This is a genomic window from Mycobacterium sp. smrl_JER01, from assembly GCF_048513595.2.
GTDB lineage: Bacteria > Actinomycetota > Actinomycetes > Mycobacteriales > Mycobacteriaceae > Mycobacterium.
In genome coordinates this window covers 2,099,352-2,115,926 of record NZ_JBLXXK020000001.1, presented here as the reverse complement: position 1 = coordinate 2,115,926, position 16,575 = coordinate 2,099,352, and the positions used below count along the sequence as shown (strand labels likewise).

16 protein-coding genes are annotated in these 16,575 nt (G+C 67.8%); 5 read left to right on the top strand and 11 right to left on the bottom strand.

Going from position 1 to position 16,575, the window contains the following annotated elements:
- Positions 1 to 71 precede the first annotated feature (71 nt).
- Together gltX and ACNUDN_RS09940 are read right to left on the bottom strand one after the other, a co-directional pair.
- Positions 72 to 1,571 carry a glutamate--tRNA ligase gene (gene gltX, locus ACNUDN_RS09945; RefSeq protein ID WP_419121783.1) on the bottom strand — a complete coding sequence of 500 codons (1,500 nt, stop codon included), beginning with the start codon at positions 1,569 to 1,571 and terminating at the stop codon, positions 72 to 74.
- Entirely contained in the window at positions 1,568 to 2,356 is a 789-nt protein-coding gene (locus tag ACNUDN_RS09940; RefSeq protein ID WP_419121782.1) for a fumarylacetoacetate hydrolase family protein, read from the bottom strand. The genes gltX and ACNUDN_RS09940 overlap by 4 nt, the downstream gene beginning before the upstream one ends.
- Positions 2,357 to 2,473: 117 nt before the next feature.
- Here ACNUDN_RS09940 and ACNUDN_RS09935 point away from each other — a divergent pair, with 117 nt between their 5' ends.
- On the top strand, positions 2,474 to 3,685 hold the full coding sequence (locus ACNUDN_RS09935) for an MFS transporter (protein WP_419121781.1): 1,212 nt from the start codon (positions 2,474 to 2,476) through the stop codon (positions 3,683 to 3,685).
- Here ACNUDN_RS09935 and ACNUDN_RS09930 read toward each other — a convergent pair.
- The 3 genes from ACNUDN_RS09930 to serA form a co-directional block, all read right to left on the bottom strand.
- A complete protein-coding gene (locus ACNUDN_RS09930) occupies positions 3,682 to 4,239 on the bottom strand; it encodes a hypothetical protein (protein WP_419121780.1) in 558 nt (185 codons plus the stop codon). The genes ACNUDN_RS09935 and ACNUDN_RS09930 overlap by 4 nt on opposite strands.
- 68 nt (positions 4,240 to 4,307) lie before the next feature.
- Positions 4,308 to 5,318, bottom strand: coding sequence for a 3-isopropylmalate dehydrogenase (locus ACNUDN_RS09925; RefSeq protein ID WP_419125095.1), 1,011 nt, complete (start codon positions 5,316 to 5,318; stop codon positions 4,308 to 4,310).
- Positions 5,319 to 5,326: 8 nt separating this feature from the next.
- Positions 5,327 to 6,913: a phosphoglycerate dehydrogenase gene (gene serA / locus ACNUDN_RS09920; RefSeq protein ID WP_419121779.1), complete on the bottom strand. Its 1,587-nt coding sequence runs from the start codon at positions 6,911 to 6,913 to the stop codon at positions 5,327 to 5,329.
- A 32-nt stretch (positions 6,914 to 6,945) separates the two neighbouring features.
- Between serA and ACNUDN_RS09915 the strand changes: the two genes are divergently transcribed.
- The gene (locus ACNUDN_RS09915) at positions 6,946 to 8,376 is read left to right on the top strand and encodes a phytoene desaturase family protein (RefSeq protein ID WP_419121778.1); all 1,431 of its coding nucleotides are present in this window, start codon (positions 6,946 to 6,948) and stop codon (positions 8,374 to 8,376) included.
- 51 nt (positions 8,377 to 8,427) lie between these two features.
- Positions 8,428 to 9,024 (top strand): NAD(P)H:quinone oxidoreductase, encoded by a 597-nt coding sequence (wrbA, locus tag ACNUDN_RS09910; RefSeq protein ID WP_419121777.1) that lies wholly within the window; start codon positions 8,428 to 8,430, stop codon positions 9,022 to 9,024.
- Between the two features lie 67 nt (positions 9,025 to 9,091).
- On the opposite strand, the gene ilvC is transcribed toward wrbA, so the two are convergent.
- Genes ilvC through ACNUDN_RS09895 form a run of 3 tightly spaced genes read right to left on the bottom strand, consistent with a single transcriptional unit; the run spans position 9,092 to position 12,557 of the window.
- Positions 9,092 to 10,093 carry a ketol-acid reductoisomerase gene (gene ilvC, locus ACNUDN_RS09905; protein WP_419125094.1) on the bottom strand — a complete coding sequence of 334 codons (1,002 nt, stop codon included), beginning with the start codon at positions 10,091 to 10,093 and terminating at the stop codon, positions 9,092 to 9,094.
- A gap of 51 nt (positions 10,094 to 10,144) precedes the next feature.
- Entirely contained in the window at positions 10,145 to 10,645 is a 501-nt protein-coding gene (gene ilvN, locus ACNUDN_RS09900; RefSeq protein WP_011779352.1) for an acetolactate synthase small subunit, read from the bottom strand.
- A gap of 46 nt (positions 10,646 to 10,691) precedes the next feature.
- Positions 10,692 to 12,557 carry an acetolactate synthase large subunit gene (locus tag ACNUDN_RS09895; protein WP_419121776.1) on the bottom strand — a complete coding sequence of 622 codons (1,866 nt, stop codon included), beginning with the start codon at positions 12,555 to 12,557 and terminating at the stop codon, positions 10,692 to 10,694.
- Positions 12,558 to 12,936: 379 nt separating this feature from the next.
- Here ACNUDN_RS09895 and ACNUDN_RS09890 point away from each other — a divergent pair, with 379 nt between their 5' ends.
- Positions 12,937 to 13,332: a PH domain-containing protein gene (locus ACNUDN_RS09890; RefSeq protein WP_419121775.1), complete on the top strand. Its 396-nt coding sequence runs from the start codon at positions 12,937 to 12,939 to the stop codon at positions 13,330 to 13,332.
- Between the two features lie 14 nt (positions 13,333 to 13,346).
- Here ACNUDN_RS09890 and ACNUDN_RS09885 read toward each other — a convergent pair whose 3' ends face one another.
- Entirely contained in the window at positions 13,347 to 14,177 is an 831-nt protein-coding gene (locus ACNUDN_RS09885; protein WP_419121774.1) for a DoxX family protein, read from the bottom strand.
- A 136-nt stretch (positions 14,178 to 14,313) separates the two neighbouring features.
- On the opposite strand from ACNUDN_RS09885, the gene ACNUDN_RS09880 reads away from it, so the two are divergent.
- A complete protein-coding gene (locus ACNUDN_RS09880; protein WP_419121773.1) occupies positions 14,314 to 15,435 on the top strand; it encodes a PQQ-dependent sugar dehydrogenase in 1,122 nt (373 codons plus the stop codon).
- A 17-nt stretch (positions 15,436 to 15,452) separates the two neighbouring features.
- Here ACNUDN_RS09880 and ACNUDN_RS09875 read toward each other — a convergent pair whose 3' ends face one another.
- The gene (locus tag ACNUDN_RS09875; RefSeq protein WP_419121772.1) at positions 15,453 to 15,785 is read right to left on the bottom strand and encodes a DMT family transporter; all 333 of its coding nucleotides are present in this window, start codon (positions 15,783 to 15,785) and stop codon (positions 15,453 to 15,455) included.
- A 5-nt stretch (positions 15,786 to 15,790) separates the two neighbouring features.
- Positions 15,791 to 16,531 (bottom strand): SDR family NAD(P)-dependent oxidoreductase, encoded by a 741-nt coding sequence (locus tag ACNUDN_RS09870; RefSeq protein ID WP_419121771.1) that lies wholly within the window; start codon positions 16,529 to 16,531, stop codon positions 15,791 to 15,793.
- Between the last annotated feature and the right edge of the window lie 44 nt (positions 16,532 to 16,575).

The following is a 16,575-nucleotide window of genomic DNA, read 5'->3' as shown; positions in this document are numbered from 1 at the left end:
ACTCCGGTGTCACCATCGCGCGCCTTCTGGCGGGCCGACGAGCACACTACCAAAGATTTCGGGCGGTTTTTTCACCGCACCGCGGCTGCGTGGTCGCGGCCGGCCCGCAGCCGTGCCAGGCTGCGTTCCCGTCCGAGCAACTCCAGGGATTCGAACAGTGGCGGACTCACCGACGATCCCGTCACCGCCACCCGCACCGGACCGTAGGCCTTGCGGGGTTTGAGCTCCAACCGATCGATCAGAGCATCTTTGAGCCGCTGCTCGATGGTCGCCACGTCCCACACGTCGATGGCGCTGAGCGCGTCGATGGCCGCGTCCAGCACCGGTACGGCCTCGGTCTTGAGCTCTTTGGCCGCCGACTTCTCGTCGAGCGTGAACGCCGACTCGTCGAGGAACTTGAGCAGGTCCCATGCATCGCCGAGCACGACGATGCGGGTCTGCACCAGCCGGGCGGCCTCGGCGAACCGCGGCTCGTCGAGGCCGGTGTGATGTCCGTGTGCGGCGAAGTAATCCGCGAGCCGGCGGGTGAACTCGGCCTCGTCGAGCCGTCGGATGTGCTCGGCATTGAGCGCGTCGGCCTTCTTCTGGTCGAATCTCGCCGGATTGGAGTTGACGTCGGTGACGTCGAACGCCGCCACCATCTCCTCCAGGCTGAAGATGTCGCGGTCGTCGGCGATCGACCACCCCAACAGGGCAAGATAATTCAACAGGCCTTCCGGGATGAAGCCCCGGTCGCGGTGCAGGAACAGGTTCGACTGCGGATCGCGTTTGGACAGCTTCTTGTTGCCTTCGCCCAGCACCGGCGGCAGATGGGCGAACTGCGGTGTCATCTCCGTCACCCCGATGCGGGTCAGCGCCGCATACAGCGCCAGCTGACGGGGGGTGGAGGGCAGCAGGTCCTCACCGCGCAGCACGTGGGTGATCCTCATCAGCGCGTCGTCGACCGGATTGACCAACGTGTACAACGGATCCCCGCTGCCCCGCGTCAGCGCGAAGTCCGGCACCGAGCCGGCGGGGAACGTCGTCTCGCCACGCACCAGGTCATTCCAGGTCAGGTCGGTGTCGGGCATGCGCAGACGCACCACCGGACGGCGGCCCTCGGCCAGGAACGCGGCGCGTTGTGCGTCGGTGAGATCGCGGTCGTAGTTGTCGTAGCCCAGTTTCGGATTCCGGCCGGCCGCAACGTGCCGGGCTTCCACCTCCTCGGCAGTCGAGAACGCCTCATAGGCTTCGCCGGCGGCCAGCAGTCGCTCGATCACATCGGCGTAGATGTCTCGGCGCTGCGACTGCCGGTAGGGCCCGTAGGGGCCGCCCACTTCGGGACCCTCATCCCAATCCATACCGAGCCACCGCAGCGCGTCGAGCAACGCCAGATAGCTGTCCTCACTGTCCCGTTGGGCGTCGGTGTCCTCGATACGGAAGACGAAGGCGCCCCCGGTGTGCCGAGCGTAGGCCCAGTTGAACAGTGCGGTCCGGATCAGCCCGACATGGGGTGTGCCGGTCGGCGAGGGACAGAACCGGACGCGTACACCGGAACCGTTCTCGCCACCTGCTTCCGCCGGATCGGTCATGACTTGCCCTTTCGCACAACAGGATTGGTGAGTGTGCCGATCCCCTCGACGGTGATGCTGACGCTGTCACCGTGCTCGAGCGGACCCACCCCTTCCGGGGTGCCGGTGAGGATGAGGTCGCCGGGCAGCAGCGTCATCACCGCCGAGACCCATTCGATGATCGCGCCGATGTCGTGGATCATCAGCGACGTCCGGCTGCGTTGCTTGACATCGCCGTTGACCTCGGTGCGAATCTCCAGGTCCGAGGCATCGATGTCGGTGACGATCCACGGGCCGACGGGGCAGAACGTGTCGTGGCCCTTGGCGCGCATCCACTGGCCGTCCTGCTGCTGCTGATCCCGGGCCGACACGTCGTTGGCGATCGTGTAGCCCAGGATGTTCTCGGCGGCGCGTGCCGCCGGAACGTCTTTGCACGGCCGACCGATCACCACTGCCAACTCACCCTCGAAATGCACCGGGTTGGCGTCGGCCGGCAGCTGAATCGGGGTGTTCGGGCCGATGATCGCGGTGTTGGGTTTGAGGAAGATGATCGGGTTCTCGAACGTTCCACCGCCCATCTCCTCGATGTGCGCAGCGTAGTTCTTGCCCATGCAGACGACCTTGCTGGCCAGAATCGGCGCGAGCAGTCGCACGTCGGCCAGCGGCCACTGTCGGCCGGTGAAGGTCGGATTGCCGAAGGGATGCTCGGCGATCTCGCGGGCGACGGCCCCGCTTGGATCGTCGGGCGGGCCCTCGATGGCGACGAAGGCAACTCCATCGGGACTGGCGATTCGGCCGAGGCGCATGTCGTCAGCCTAGTGCCCGTCACATCCGCGGCCGCCCCGGCGCCGGACACCCGGACGCCGTCTCACTTACTGAGATTAGAGTTCAGCATATTGAGACGGCTGTGGAACCATGAGCCCATGGCGACGTCGGCGATCGGCTCGGCGCGGCGCTGGTCGATGCTGGCCCTCGGGCTGCTGGCCACGCTGTGCGCCAACGTGTTCATCAACGGGGTGGCGTTTCTCATCCCGACGCTGCACGACGATCGCGGTCTCGACCTGGCCGCCGCCGGACTGATGTCGTCGTTGCCGAGTCTCGGCATGGTCGTGACGTTGATCGCCTGGGGGTGGGTCGTCGACCGGGTGGGTGAGCGAATCGTGCTGACGCTCGGATCCGCCCTGACCGCGGCCGCGGCGTTCGCCGCCGCGTCGGCCCAGTCCCTCGTCGCAGTCGGCATCTTCCTGTTCCTCGGCGGGATGGCCGCCGCGAGTAGCAACACCGCCAGCGGCCGCCTGGTGGTCGGATGGTTCGATGCCCGGCAGCGCGGTCTGGTGATGGGCATCCGACAGACCGCCCAGCCGCTGGGCGTCGGGGTCGGCGCGCTGGTGATCCCGCGGTTGGCCGAATCCCACGGCGTTTCGGCAGCTCTGCTGTTCCCGGCCATCGTGTGCGCGGCGGCGGCTGCGCTGTGCGCGGTCGCGGTCATCGATCCGCCGCGGCCCACCCGCGCCGAGGCCGGCGACACCGTACTGGCCAACCCCTATCGCGGCTCGGCGATGCTCTGGCGCATCCACCTCACCTCGGTCCTGCTCGTCGTTCCGCAGGTGATGGTGTGGACGTTCACCCTGGTATGGCTGATCTCCGAACACCGATGGTCACCGGAGCAGGCCGGCACCCTGGTCATGTTCGCCCAGATTCTCGGTGCCGCGGGCCGTGTCGGCGCGGGTCGATGGTCGGACATGTTCGTCAAGCGCTCCGGTGACGCGGTCGCCGCGCGGCTGCGCCCCATCCGGATGATCGCCATGGCCGCCGCAGGCGTCATGGCGCTGCTGGCCGTGGCAGATTGGTTCGGCTCACCGATGAGCATCGCGCTGATGGTCGCGGCATCGGTGATCACGGTGTCGGACAACTGGTTGGCCTTCACGCTCATCGCCGAGTACGCCGGTCCGTTCTGGAGCGGCCGGGCCCTGGGAACCCAGAACACCAGCCAGCTCTTCGCCCAGGGCATTGCGCCACCGCTGTTCGGCGGACTGATCGCGGTCGCCGGTTACCCGGTGGCATTCGCGGTGTGCGCACTGTTCCCGCTCCTGGCGATTCCGGCTGTGCCGCTGAAGATCACTGCGCGGCGCTAGCCGGATGAATCCGGGACCACACGCCGGGACCGCGGCGGGGGCAGTGCGATCAGCGCGGCCGTCAAGAAACACGCCGTCAAGAAACACAATGCCCCGACGAACGTGCCGAGATTGGCCAACCGCTCGTCGGCAGTGACACCGTCTGCGCGGACGAACGCCGCCACCGCCGACACCGCGAACGCGACACAGCCGGTGAGGTTTATCACAGCGGCACCCCAGTCGGGCGACCGGAGATCATGTCCGGCGGCGCCGACTGCTCCCACGGCGAGGACACCGCTGATGAGGAAGAACAAGGATCCAGTCGCATCGGGGACCCAGACGTCATCGCGCTCCGGACGCACCGCGTGCACCCACACCGCAGCCCCGGTGCTCACGTTGAACAACAGCGTGCCCGCGAATTGCACTGCGGCCGCGCCCCATTCCAGTCGATGCGTCCGACTCGCGAGAGCCAGCTGCATGCCGGCCGCGGTGGTGAAGAGCCACGATCCGACGAAACACAACAGGTTCGCCGAGCCCGCCCCGGCCCAGGCCGGGAACCCCGGAACGGTTGCCACCGCGAAGAACGCGGAGCCGAACGCGAACAGTCGGCATTGCCGGGCCAGGGACGCGAACTGCGGGATGGCTACAGCTTTCCGAGGATCCGTTCGCCGACCTGTGCAGTCGACAGTTTCGCCTCGCCGCGGGTCGCCAAATGCTCGGCCACCGCCCGGTCGACACGCGCCGCGGCGTCGGTCTCGGCCATGTGGGCCAGCAGCAACGACACCGACATGATCGCGGCGGTCGGGTCGGCGATCCCCCGTCCCGCGATGTCGGGCGCACTGCCGTGCACCGGCTCGAACATCGACGGATGGGTCAGTGTGGCATCGATGTTGCCGCTGGCCGCCAGGCCGATGCCGCCGCACACCGCGGCGGCCAGGTCGGTGATGATGTCGCCGAACAGGTTGTCGGTGACGATGACGTCGAACCTGCCCGGGTCGGTGACCAAGTGGATGGTGGCGGCGTCGACGTGCTGGTAACCGACCTCGACCTCGGGGTATTCGGCGGCCACCGCCTGGACGGTGCGCCACCACAACGATCCGGCGTGGGTCAGCACGTTGTTCTTGTGCACCAGGGTCAGCTGCTTGCGCCGCTTCTGGGCCCGGCCGAACGCGTCCTGTACCACCCGGCGTACGCCATAGGCGGTGTTCACGCTGACCTCGGTGGCGATCTCATGTGGGGTACCGACGCGAATGGCGCCCCCGTTGCCGGTGTAGGGCCCCTCGGTGCCCTCGCGAACGACGACGAAGTCGATCTCGGGATTCCCGGCGAGCGGACTCTGCACCCCCGGGTACAGACGTCCGGGTCGCAGGTTGATGTGGTGGTCGAGTGCGAAGCGGATGCGTAGCAGCAGCCCGCGTTCGAGCAGCCCGCTGGGCACCGACGGGTCTCCGATCGCACCGAGCAGGATGGCGTCGTACCCCTTCAGCTCGTCGAGAACCGAGTCCGGCAGCACTTCACCGGATTTGTGGTACTGCCGCGCGCCGAGGTCGTACTCGGTCTTGTCCACGCCGGGCAGGACGGCGTCGAGCACCTTGAGTGCTTCGGCGATGACCTCGGGCCCGATGCCGTCACCGGGGATCACCGCCAGCTTCATCGTCGCGCTCATGTCAGGTCCACCACTTCCAGCGTCGCTGCGTTGACGTCCTTGCCGATGGCGGACAGGACGTCGTCGGGCACCTCGCGGTCGAGCCGCAACATGATGGTCGCGCCGCTGCCGTCGGCATCCTGGCTGAGCTGCGCGGCCAGGATGTTGACCGCGGCGGCGCCGAGCAGGGTGCCGATCTTGCCCAGCGCACCGGGCTGATCGTCGTAGTTGATGATGAGGTTGACGCCTTCGGCGCGCAGATCCAGGTTGCGTCCGTTGATCTGGACGATCTTTTCCACTAGCTGCGGCCCCGACAGGGCTCCGGCGACATTGACCGTGGATCCGTCGGCACCGACCGCACGCACGTCCACCACGCTGCGATGATTCGGGCTTTCCGACGCGGTGTTGATCGACGCCTCCACGCCGCGCTCGGCGGCCAGCGCCGGAGCGTTGACGAAGGTGACCGGATCTTCGATGACCGAGGAGAACAGGCCGCGCAGCGCCGAAAGCCGGAGCACCTCAACTTCTTCGCTGGCCAGCTCGCCCTGCACCTGCACCTGCACCGACACCGGCAGCTCACTAGAGAGCACACCCACCAGCAGACCCAGTTTGCGCACCAGATCCAGCCAGGGCGCCACCTCTTCGCCGACGACGCCCCCGCCGACGTTGACCGCATCCGGGACGAACTCACCGGCCAGCGCGAGCTTCACGCTCGCTGCGACATCGGTGCCGGCCCGGTCCTGGGCCTCGACGGTCGACGCACCGAGATGCGGGGTCACCACGACCTGCGGCAGCTCGAACAGCGGGCTGTCGGTGCACGGTTCGGTGGAAAACACATCCAGGCCCGCGCCGCGCACATGGCCGCCGTTGATGGCGTCGGCGAGTGCCGGTTCGTCGATGAGGCCGCCGCGGGCCGCGTTGACGATGATCACGCCCGGTTTGGTCTTGGCCAGTGCCTCCTTACCGATCAGGCCGGCGGTCTCTTTGGTCTTGGGCAGGTGCACGGAGATGAAATCGGCACGTGCCAGCAGTTCGTCGAGGGACAGCAGTTCGATGCCCAGCTGGGCGGCACGCGCCTGGGACACGTACGGGTCGTAGGCGGTGATGTGCGCGCCGAATGCGGCCAGGCGCTGGGCCACCAGCTGACCGATCCGGCCGAGACCCACCACCCCGACCGTCTTGCCGAAGATCTCGGTGCCCGAGAACGACGAGCGCTTCCAGGTGTGCGCGCGCAGGGTGGCGTCCGCGGCGGGGATCTGGCGCGCGGTGGACAGCAGCAGCGCCACCGCATGCTCGGCTGCGCTGTGGATGTTCGACGTCGGCGCGTTGACCACCAGCACACCGCGCGCGGTCGCCGCGTCGACGTCGACGTTGTCCAGGCCCACCCCGGCGCGGGCGACGATCTTGAGTTTCGGCGCTGCCGCGAGAACCTCGGCGTCGACCGTCGTCGCCGAGCGCACCAACAGCGCATCGGCGTCGACGACCGCGGCCAGCAGCTTTTGCCGGTCCGGCCCGTCGACCCAGCGGACCTCGACCTGGTCGCCCAGGGCCTCCACCGTCGATTGGGCCAGCTTGTCGGCGATCAGTACCACAGGAAGACTCACGAGGCCTCAGCCTAATGGGCTCTAATGGCCGGGTGGAATTGACCGTCGTAGGAAGTGGACCGAACGGACTGGCCGCGGCCGTGATCTGCGCCCGAGCCGGGGTATCGGTGCGGGTCATCGAGGCGCAGTCGACACCGGGAGGCGGGGCACGCACCCTGCCCGACCCGGAGTTCGCGACGGTACGCCACGACATCTGCTCGGCGGTGCACCCGTTGGCACTGGCCTCACCGTTCTTCGCCGAGTTCGACCTGCGGGCCCGGGGGGTGAGCTTGACGGTGCCCGAGATCTCCTACGGCAATCCACTGCCGGGCCGCGAGGCCGCGATCGGCTACCGAGACCTGCAGCGCACCTGCGCCGAGCTCGACGACGGCGCATCCTGGCGAAGGCTGCTCGGCCCGTTGGCCGCTGACTGCGACGGTGTGGTGGGACTGATCCTGGGCGACAAACGCTCGATCCCACCGAGCATTCCCTCGGCGTTGCGGGTTGCTCCGAGGCTGTTGGCGCAGGGCACTCCCGCGTGGGGCACCTTGGCCGGCGAGGACGCCCGCGCATTGTTCACCGGCGTTGCCGCGCATACTATTTCGCAGATGCCGTCGCTGGTTGCCGCCGGCGCCGGCCTGATGCTGGCGACACTCGGTCACGCGGTGGGCTGGCCGATTCCGGTCGGGGGCTCGCAGGCCATTCCGGACGCGTTGCTCGCCGACCTGCGCGCGCACGGCGGTGAACTCGTACTCGGCGAGGAGGTCAGCACACCGCCATCGGGGGTGGTGCTGTACGACACGGCGCCGACAGCACTGCTGCGGATCTACGGCGACCGGTTGCCCGCCCGATACGCCAGGACGCTGCGCCGCTACCGCTACGGTCCCGGGGTGGCGAAGGTCGACTTCGTGCTGTCCGGCGAGATTCCGTGGCGCGATCCCCGGTTGGCCGGCGCACCGACGCTGCATCTCGGCGGCGATCGGGCCACGATGACATTGGCGGAGAAGGAGATCGCAGCAGGCCGGCATCCCCGGTGGCCGATGGTGCTGGCAGCGCTTCCCCATGTCGCCGACCCGACGCGCATCGACACCCAGGGGCGCCGCCCGCTGTGGACCTATGCGCACGTGCCGGCGGGCTCGACCGTGGACATGGCCGAAACCGTCACCGGGATTTTCGAGCGGTTCGCACCCGGGTTCCGCGACCTGGTGCTCGGGGTGCGCAGCGTGCCGGCGGCACGCTTGTCCGACCACAACGCCAATCTCGTCGGCGGCGACATCGGTGTGGGGGGCAACAACATGGTCAGCGCCCTCACCGGCCCGGCCGTGCGCTGGAACCCGTGGTCGACCCCGATCCCCGGGGCTTACCTGTGTTCGTCGGCGGCCCCACCGGGCGGCGGGGTGCACGGGATGGCCGGGTTCTACGCCGCGCGCACCGTGCTGCGGCGCGAATTCGGCGTCGCCGAGCTGCCATCGCTGTCACCCTGACCGGGATTTCCGAACCCTGCCCGTGGATCCGCGCTGCGTAGGCTGGCCGCTATGACGAAACTTGCAGTGATCTACTACTCGGCGACCGGACACGGTACGGCGATGGCCAACCGTGTCGGGGCGGCCGCCGAGGCCGCCGGCGCCGAGGTGCGGGTACGCCACATCGCCGAGACCCGGGATCCGGAGTCGTTCGCCGGAAACCCGGCATGGACAGCGAATTACGAAGCGACCAAGGATCTTCCGGCGGCCAGCGGCGACGACATCGTCTGGGCGGATGCGGTGATATTCGGCTCGCCGACGCGCTTCGGCAACACCGCTTCGCAGTTCCGCGCGTTCGTCGACTCGCTCGGCGGGTTGTGGGCCAAAGGAATGCTCGCCGACAAGGTGTACTCGGCGTTCACCTCGTCTCAGACCGCCCACGGCGGCCAGGAGACGACGCTGATCACGTTGTACATCTCGCTGATGCACTTCGGCGGCATCATCGTGCCGCCCGGATACACCGACGGGGTCAAGTTCGCCGACGGAAACCCCTACGGCGCCGGACACATCACCGGCCCGGAGAATCGCGACGAGCTCGCTGGGGCCACACTCGACGCTCTGGACCATCTGGCGCGCCGGGTGGTCGAAATCGCGGGCCGGCTCAGCTGAGCACTTCAACGATGGGGCGCGTTCGGCCGACCCGGCAGGCCGGCCGAACGCGCCCGATTCGTCACTACTAGGCGGTCTCGGTGATCGGGCGGTCCACCCAGCTCATCAAATCGCGCAGCTTCTTGCCGGTGACCTCGATCGGGTGCTCGGCGTTCTTCTTGCGCAGGTCCTCGAGCTCCTTGTTGCCACCCTCGACGTTGGCGACCAAGCGCTTGACGAAGCTGCCGTCCTGGATATCGGAGAGGATGTCCTTCATCCGCTTCTTGGTGTCGGCGTCGATGACCCGCGGCCCGGACAGGTAACCGCCGAATTCTGCGGTGTCACTGACCGAGTAGTTCATCCGCGCGATGCCGCCCTCGTAGATCAGGTCGACGATCAGCTTCAATTCGTGCAGCACCTCGAAGTACGCGAGCTCGGGGGCGTAACCCGCCTCGACCATCACCTCGAAGCCGGCTTTGATGAGCTCCTCGGTGCCGCCGCACAACACGACCTGCTCACCGAACAGGTCGGTCTCGGTCTCGTCCTTGAAGGTGGTCTGGATGACACCCGCGCGGGCTCCGCCGATCGCCTTGGCGTAGGACAGCACCAGCGCCAGGCCTTCACCCTTGGGGTCCTGCTCGACGGCGACCAGGCACGGAACACCTTTACCGTCGACGAACTGACGGCGCACCAGGTGACCGGGCCCCTTGGGGGCGACCATGCCGATGGTGACGTTGGCCGGCGGCTTGATCAGACCGAAGTGGATGTTGAGGCCGTGACCGAACAGCAGCGCGTCGCCGTCTTTGAGGTTGGGCTCGATGTCGCCTGCGAAGATGTCGGCCTGGGCGGTGTCGGGCGCCAACACCATGATCACGTCGGCCCACTTGGCGACCTCGGCAGGCGTGTCGACCTCCAGGCCCTGCTCGGCGACCTTCTCGCGCGACTTCGAGCCCTCCTTGAGGCCGACCTTCACCTGGACACCGGAGTCGCGCAGGCTCAGCGAGTGCGCGTGCCCCTGGCTGCCGTAGCCGATGACGCCGACCTTGCGGCCCTGGATGACCGACAGGTCCGCGTCGTCGTCATAGAACATCTCAACTGCCATCTTCGTGAATCTTCTTTCTGTTCTTTGCTTTACAGGTATTTACTTGGTGCTGATACCGCGTGGGCCGCGGGACAGCGACACCACACCGGACTGCACGATCTCCCGGATCCCGTAGGGCTCGAGCACCCGCAGCAGCGCTTCGATCTTTCCAGGCGTGCCGGTGGCCTCGACGGTCAGTGACTCGTTGGAGACATCGACGACCTTGGCGCGGAACAAGTTGACGGCCTCGATGACCTGCCCACGGGTTGCGGCGTCGGTGCGGACCTTGATCAGAGCGAGTTCACGCGAGACCGAATTCTCCTCGTCCTGCTCGACGATCTTGATCACGTTGATCAGCTTGTTGAGCTGTTTGGTGATCTGCTCCAGCGGAGACTCCTCGACATCGACCACGATGGTCATGCGCGAGAGGTCCTTGTGTTCGGTGGCCCCGACGGCCAGCGACTGGATGTTGTAGCCGCGCCGGGAGAACAACGAGGCGACACGGGCCAAGACGCCCGGCTTGTCCTCGACGAGCACCGACAGGGTGTGGGTGATGCTCATCTGCTGGCTCCGTTCTGCGCGCAGGCGCTTGACACCGGGCTACTCATCACGCGTGCCCCTCTTCGTTGTCGAACAGCGGCCGGATACCGCGCGCCGCCTGGATCTCGTCATTGCTGGTGCCGGCTGCGACCATCGGCCACACCTGGGCGTCGGCGCCGACGACGAACTCGATCACCACCGGACGGTCGTTGATCGCTCGCGCCTGTGCGATCACGTCAGCCACATCTTCTTCACGCTCGCAACGCAATCCGACGCAGCCGAGCGCTTCGGACAACTTGACGAAGTCGGGGATGCGGCGGGTGTGGGTGGCCAGATCGGTTTGGCTGTACCGCTCTTCGTAGAACAGCGTCTGCCATTGCCGCACCATGCCCAGGTTCCCGTTGTTGATCAGCGCGACCTTGATCGGCACCCCCTCGATCGCGCACGTCGCCAGCTCCTGGTTGGTCATCTGGAAGCAGCCGTCGCCGTCGATCGCCCACACCTCGGCCTCCGGCCGGCCCATCTTGGCGCCCATGGCCGCGGGGACCGCAAAGCCCATGGTGCCCAGACCGCCGGAGTTGATCCATGTCTTCGGCTTCTCGTAGGAGATGAACTGCGCCGCCCACATCTGGTGCTGGCCGACTCCGGCCACGTAGACCGCATCCGAACCGGCCATCTTGCCCAACGTCTCGATCACGAACTCCGGTGACAGGCTGCCGTCGCTCTGCGGACCGTAGCTCAACGGATACGTCGACTGGATTCCGCGCAGGTACTCCCCCCAGGTGTCGTGACCGGCGGGGTCGAACGACCCGTCCCGGCGCAGGACTTCGATCAGCTCGGTGATCACCGCCTTGACGTCACCCACGATCGGCACGTCGGCGTGCCGGTTCTTGCCGATCTCGGCGGGGTCGATGTCGGCGTGGATGACCTTGGCCTCGGGCGCGAACGAATCCAGCTTGCCGGTGACCCGGTCGTCGAAGCGGGTGCCCAACGCGACCAGCAGATCGCTGCGTTGCAGTGCGGCCACCGCGGCGACCGTGCCGTGCATGCCGGGCATACCCATGTTCTGCGGGTGGCTGTCCGGGAACGCGCCCCGCGCCATCAGCGTGGTGACCACCGGAATACCGGTCAGCTCGGCCAGCTCCAGCAGCTGCTCGGTGGCCTCGCCGCGGATGACGCCGCCGCCGACGTAGAGCACCGGCTTACGGGACTCGGCGATCAGCTTCGCGGCCTCGCGGATCTGTCGGTTGTGCGGCTTGGTGTTCGGCTTGTAGCCGGGCAGCTCGAACTGCGGCGGCCACGCGAACGTGCACTCCCCCTGCAGGATGTCCTTGGGGATGTCGACCAGCACCGGGCCCGGCCGGCCGCTGGCGGCGATGTGGAACGCCTCGGCGATCACCCGGGCGATGTCGTCACCGTTACGCACCAGGAAGTTGTGCTTGGTGATCGGCATGGTGATACCCGAGATGTCGGCTTCTTGAAATGCGTCGGTTCCGATCAGGCCACGGCCGACCTGTCCGGTGATGGCCACCATCGGGATGGAGTCCATGTACGCGTCGGCCAGCGGGGTCACCAGGTTGGTCGCGCCCGGACCCGATGTCGCCATGCAGACCCCGACCCGACCGGTGGCGTGCGCGTAACCGCTGGCCGCGTGGCCGCCGCCCTGTTCGTGCCGAACCAGGACGTGGCGCAGCTGCTGGGAGTCGAACAGCGGGTCGTAGACCGGCAGAACCGCACCGCCGGGGATGCCGAAGATGACGTCGACACCGAGTTCCTCCAATGAGCGGATGACCGCCTGCGCGCCGGTCATCTGCTGCGGATCAATACGTTTCGGCTGCGCCTGGGCTGTCGCGGAGTTGCGCTTCGCGGCAGTCGCTGTCCCGTTCGTCGGGGTCACCGACTGCTCGGGCGGTCGCGTGGTGGGTGCGCTCACGGTGTCCTCTGGTCTTTCTTCTCGGCTGATCTTCTCAAATCGGTGCGCAGGCAACAAAAAACCCCCGTCAGCCGGTGGCTGTACGAGGGTTGCGCGTCGATGCGGTTGTGCTATGCCCGGATCGGGGCTAGCGCGGCATCAACGCGCAACCCAATTACTACGAGCGTCCCGGGGGTCTGCATAGCAGACGACGGTAGCCGCCGAACTGGCCAAAGGTCAAATTCGGGGCGCGACGAGCGCTCGCGCGAGGAGCCGAACACCCCGACGAGCGCTCGCGCGAGGAGCCGAACACCCCGACGAGCGCTCGCGCGAGGAGCCGAACACCCCGACGAGCGCTCGCGCGAGGAGCCGACGACAGCCACGGTGCAATGATGGCGATATGCGCACTCCCTCGGCCTCGGAGTCAGCCCCGGTCGTCATCCGGATCTCACCGATGGCACATGTGGCGATCGGCTTCCTGTCGGTGGCACTGCTCGCCGTGGTGTTCGCCGGTCCCCCGTGGTTCCTGCTGCTGTTCCTGATCCCGATGTTCCTGTCGGTCGTGGTGATGCGTTACCGCACGGTGGCCGGCCGGGACAGTGTCACGGCCCGCACCCTGCTGGGTAGTCGGACCGTGCGCTGGGAGGAGATCGACGGGCTGCGGTTCGGTCGCACTGCGTGGGCGGTGGCACAACGTCACGATGGGACGCAGCTGTCCCTGCCCGCTGTGACCTTCTCCACGCTGCCGCTTTTGACCGCAGCCAGCGGCGGCCGGGTGCCCAACCCCTACCAATAGCGGCGACGAGCTCCTCAGGCCAGCGGGTTGGCGCCGTTGAGCAGCACCCAGATCGCCACTGCGGCACCCACGCCCAGCAGCAGAGCGGCAAAGGAACCGATGAACGGCCGTCGGGCCCAACCACGGCCGGCGTCCAGACCGTAGCGGCCCGGGCCGACGAGGATGATCGCCGCGACGACGCACACCAGCACGAGCAGGTACTCGTGACCGTCGGTCAGAAAATCCGAAAGCCGGGCTTCCTGACGCGCGATGGTGACCTCGGCCAGTACCGCGGTCACCAGATAGGCGAGGGCGCCGGCCGCGGCGACCGGGGTGAACAGGCCGATCACCAGCAGCACGCCCGCGGCGATCTGGCCACCGGCGGCGACGTAGGTCAGGATGTCGGCGTGCCGGAAGCCGACATCGGTCAGTAGGTCGCGGAATCCGTCCAGTCCGGACCCGCCCCACCACCCGAACACTTTCTGCAGGCCGTGCCCGATCAGCAGCACACCCACGGCGACACGCAACAGCAGCAGGCCGAGATCCTGGGTCCCTCTGCGGTCGTCGCGCCGGTCCGCGTCCAGGACGCCGACCTCGGTGGGGGCCGCCGTCGAGCCGTAGGCGCCGGGGGCCAGCCCGGCACCGGGCTGCACGTACGGCAGCGGCTCCGGATCGTTCAGCAGCGTGAACGGCTGCTGACCTGCCGGCTGGCCGGAGTCATAGCGCGGGATGGCGGTGGTCTCGAAGTCACCGCCGTAGTTCGGGGAGGGCAGATCGTCTTCCGGGTCCACCAGGCTCGCCGACTTGGGCCGCCCAGTCGTATCGTCGGGCCGCTGCCAGGGGCCGGGGTCATGGGGGCTCGTCACGACAGCCAGGGTAAGTGCTGTGCAGTGCGGAACCGGGGATTGGCGCGGCGCGTTGAGCACGCGTTTCCGCGGCTCGTCCCAGGTCGCCGCGGGAGCGCGTGGCGGACATGCTGCGAGGATCCGTAACCTGGCCTGCATGAGCGAGCGTCGGTCGTTGGGGCCTCTGATTGTGCTGCTGAGCGCAGCACTGCTTGCCGGCGCGGGCTGCGCCCGATTCGACTCCGCGCAATCGCAACCGTTCACGACCCCACCCCGTCTGGCACCGGGTCCCACGACGACGCCACCACCGCCGCCGCCGCTGCCCGCCAAACCCTTTCCGAAGGAATGCCCGGCGCCCGGCGTGATGCAGGGCTGTCTGGAAAGCACCAGCGGGCTGATCATGCTGCCCGACAGCCAGTCCGCGCTCGTCGCCGAGCGCACCACCGGCGCGGTCAAGGAGGTGTCGGTCCGCGCGGAGCCCATCACCAAGATGGTCATTCCCGTCGATCCGGCCGGTGACGGTGGCCTGATGGACATCGTCATGTCCCCCACGTTCGCCCAGGACCGTTTGATGTACGCCTATGTCAGCACCCCGACCGACAACCGGGTTGTGCGGATCGCCGGGGAGGATCCACCGAAGCCGATCCTGACCGGCATCCCCAAGGGGGCCACCGGAAACACCGGTTCGCTGATCTTCACCAGCCCCACCACGTTGGTGGTGCAGACCGGGGACGCCGGCAATCCCGCGCTGGCCGCCGACCCCGGGTCGCTGGCAGGCAAGCTGTTGCGCATCGAACAGCCGACAACTGTCGACCAGGCGCCCACGACGACGGCGCTGTCCGGCCTGGGGCCCGGCGGTGGGACATGTGTCGATCCCGCCGACCAGTCGCTCTACGTCACCGACCGGACACCCACGGCAGACCGGCTACAACGCATCACCAAGGACTCCCGGGTCACGACGGTGTGGACCTGGCCGGACCGTCCCGGCGTGGCGGGCTGCGCCGCCCTCGACGGCACCGTGCTGGTCAACCTCGTCGACACCAAACAGACCGTGGCAGTCCGGCTGGCGCCGGAGACCGGCGCGGTGACCGGGGATCCGGAGGTGGTCCGGGAGGATCAGCACGGCCACGCCTGGGCGTTGAAGGTCTCACCGGATGGCAACGTCTGGGGAGCCACGGTCAACAAGACCTCCGGCGATCCGATGAGGCTCGACGATGTGGTGTTCCCGCTCTTCCCGCAGGGCGGCGGATTCCCGCGTACCAACGCCGACAACACGTAGCCCGGAAGCGGTGTCGCCTAGGGACCCGAGATCGTTGCCTCGGTCAGGCTCAGCCCGACCACACCCACCACGATCGCCGACAGGCAGCACAACCGCGTCGCCGAGACCGGTTCCCCGCCGGCCACGATGCCGGTGAGCGCCACGCCCACCATTCCGATGCCGACCCACACGGCATAGCCGGTACCGGCGGGCAAGGACTTCATCGCCATCGCCAGAAGCGCGAAACTCGTTACCGCGCCCACGATCCCCACCACGCTCGGCCAGAGTCTGGTGAGACCGTCGGAGTGTTTGAGCGCGGTCGCCCAGATCACCTCCAGCAGACCGGCAACGGTCAGCAGCAGCCACGCCATGACGGTCAGGCGTTGGCGCCGGTATCGACCGTCAGCACCGCTCCGGTGATGCTGCGGCCGCCGGGACCGGCGAGGAACGCGACGAGGTCGGCGATGTCGGCAGCATCGGCGTAGCGCCCGAACGCACTCTGGGCGCGCTGTTCGTCGGCGGTGGGGCCGTCCGCGGGATTCATCTCGGTGTCGGTGGACCCGGGTTGCACGAGATTGACGGCGATTCCGCGGGGGCCGAGATCGCGTGCGAGTCCCTTGGTGAGCCCGCGCAGTGCCGATTTGCTCATGGCGTACAGCGCGACACCCGGGCCCGGCACCCGCTCGGCGAGATTGCTTCCGATGCTGATGATCCTGGCTCCGTCGCCCATGTGCCGTACAGCGGCCTGGCTGGCGACGAACGCCGCCCTGGCGTGGATGGCCAGCGCGCGATCAACCTCGGCGACCGAGACCTCGTCGAACGGACCGAACGGGAAGATCCCGGCGTTATTGACCAGCACATCGAGTCGTCCGAACTCGCCGGCCACCCGGTCGACCGCGACGGCGACCTCGTCCGGCGTGGCGCTGTCGGCCTGGATCGCGAGCCCACGTACGCCGTGCGCGGTGATGCTGCCCACCACCGCATCGGCCCGGTCCTTGGATTTCGCGTAGGTGACGGCGACGTGCGTGCCGTCCTGCGCAAGTCGTCGTGCGATCGCCGCGCCGATGCCGCGACTGCCACCGGTCACCACCGCCACCGCACCGTTGTGCCCAGGCATCGTCCCAACCTCCATTTTTATGTCGTTCGATACATAATTATCAG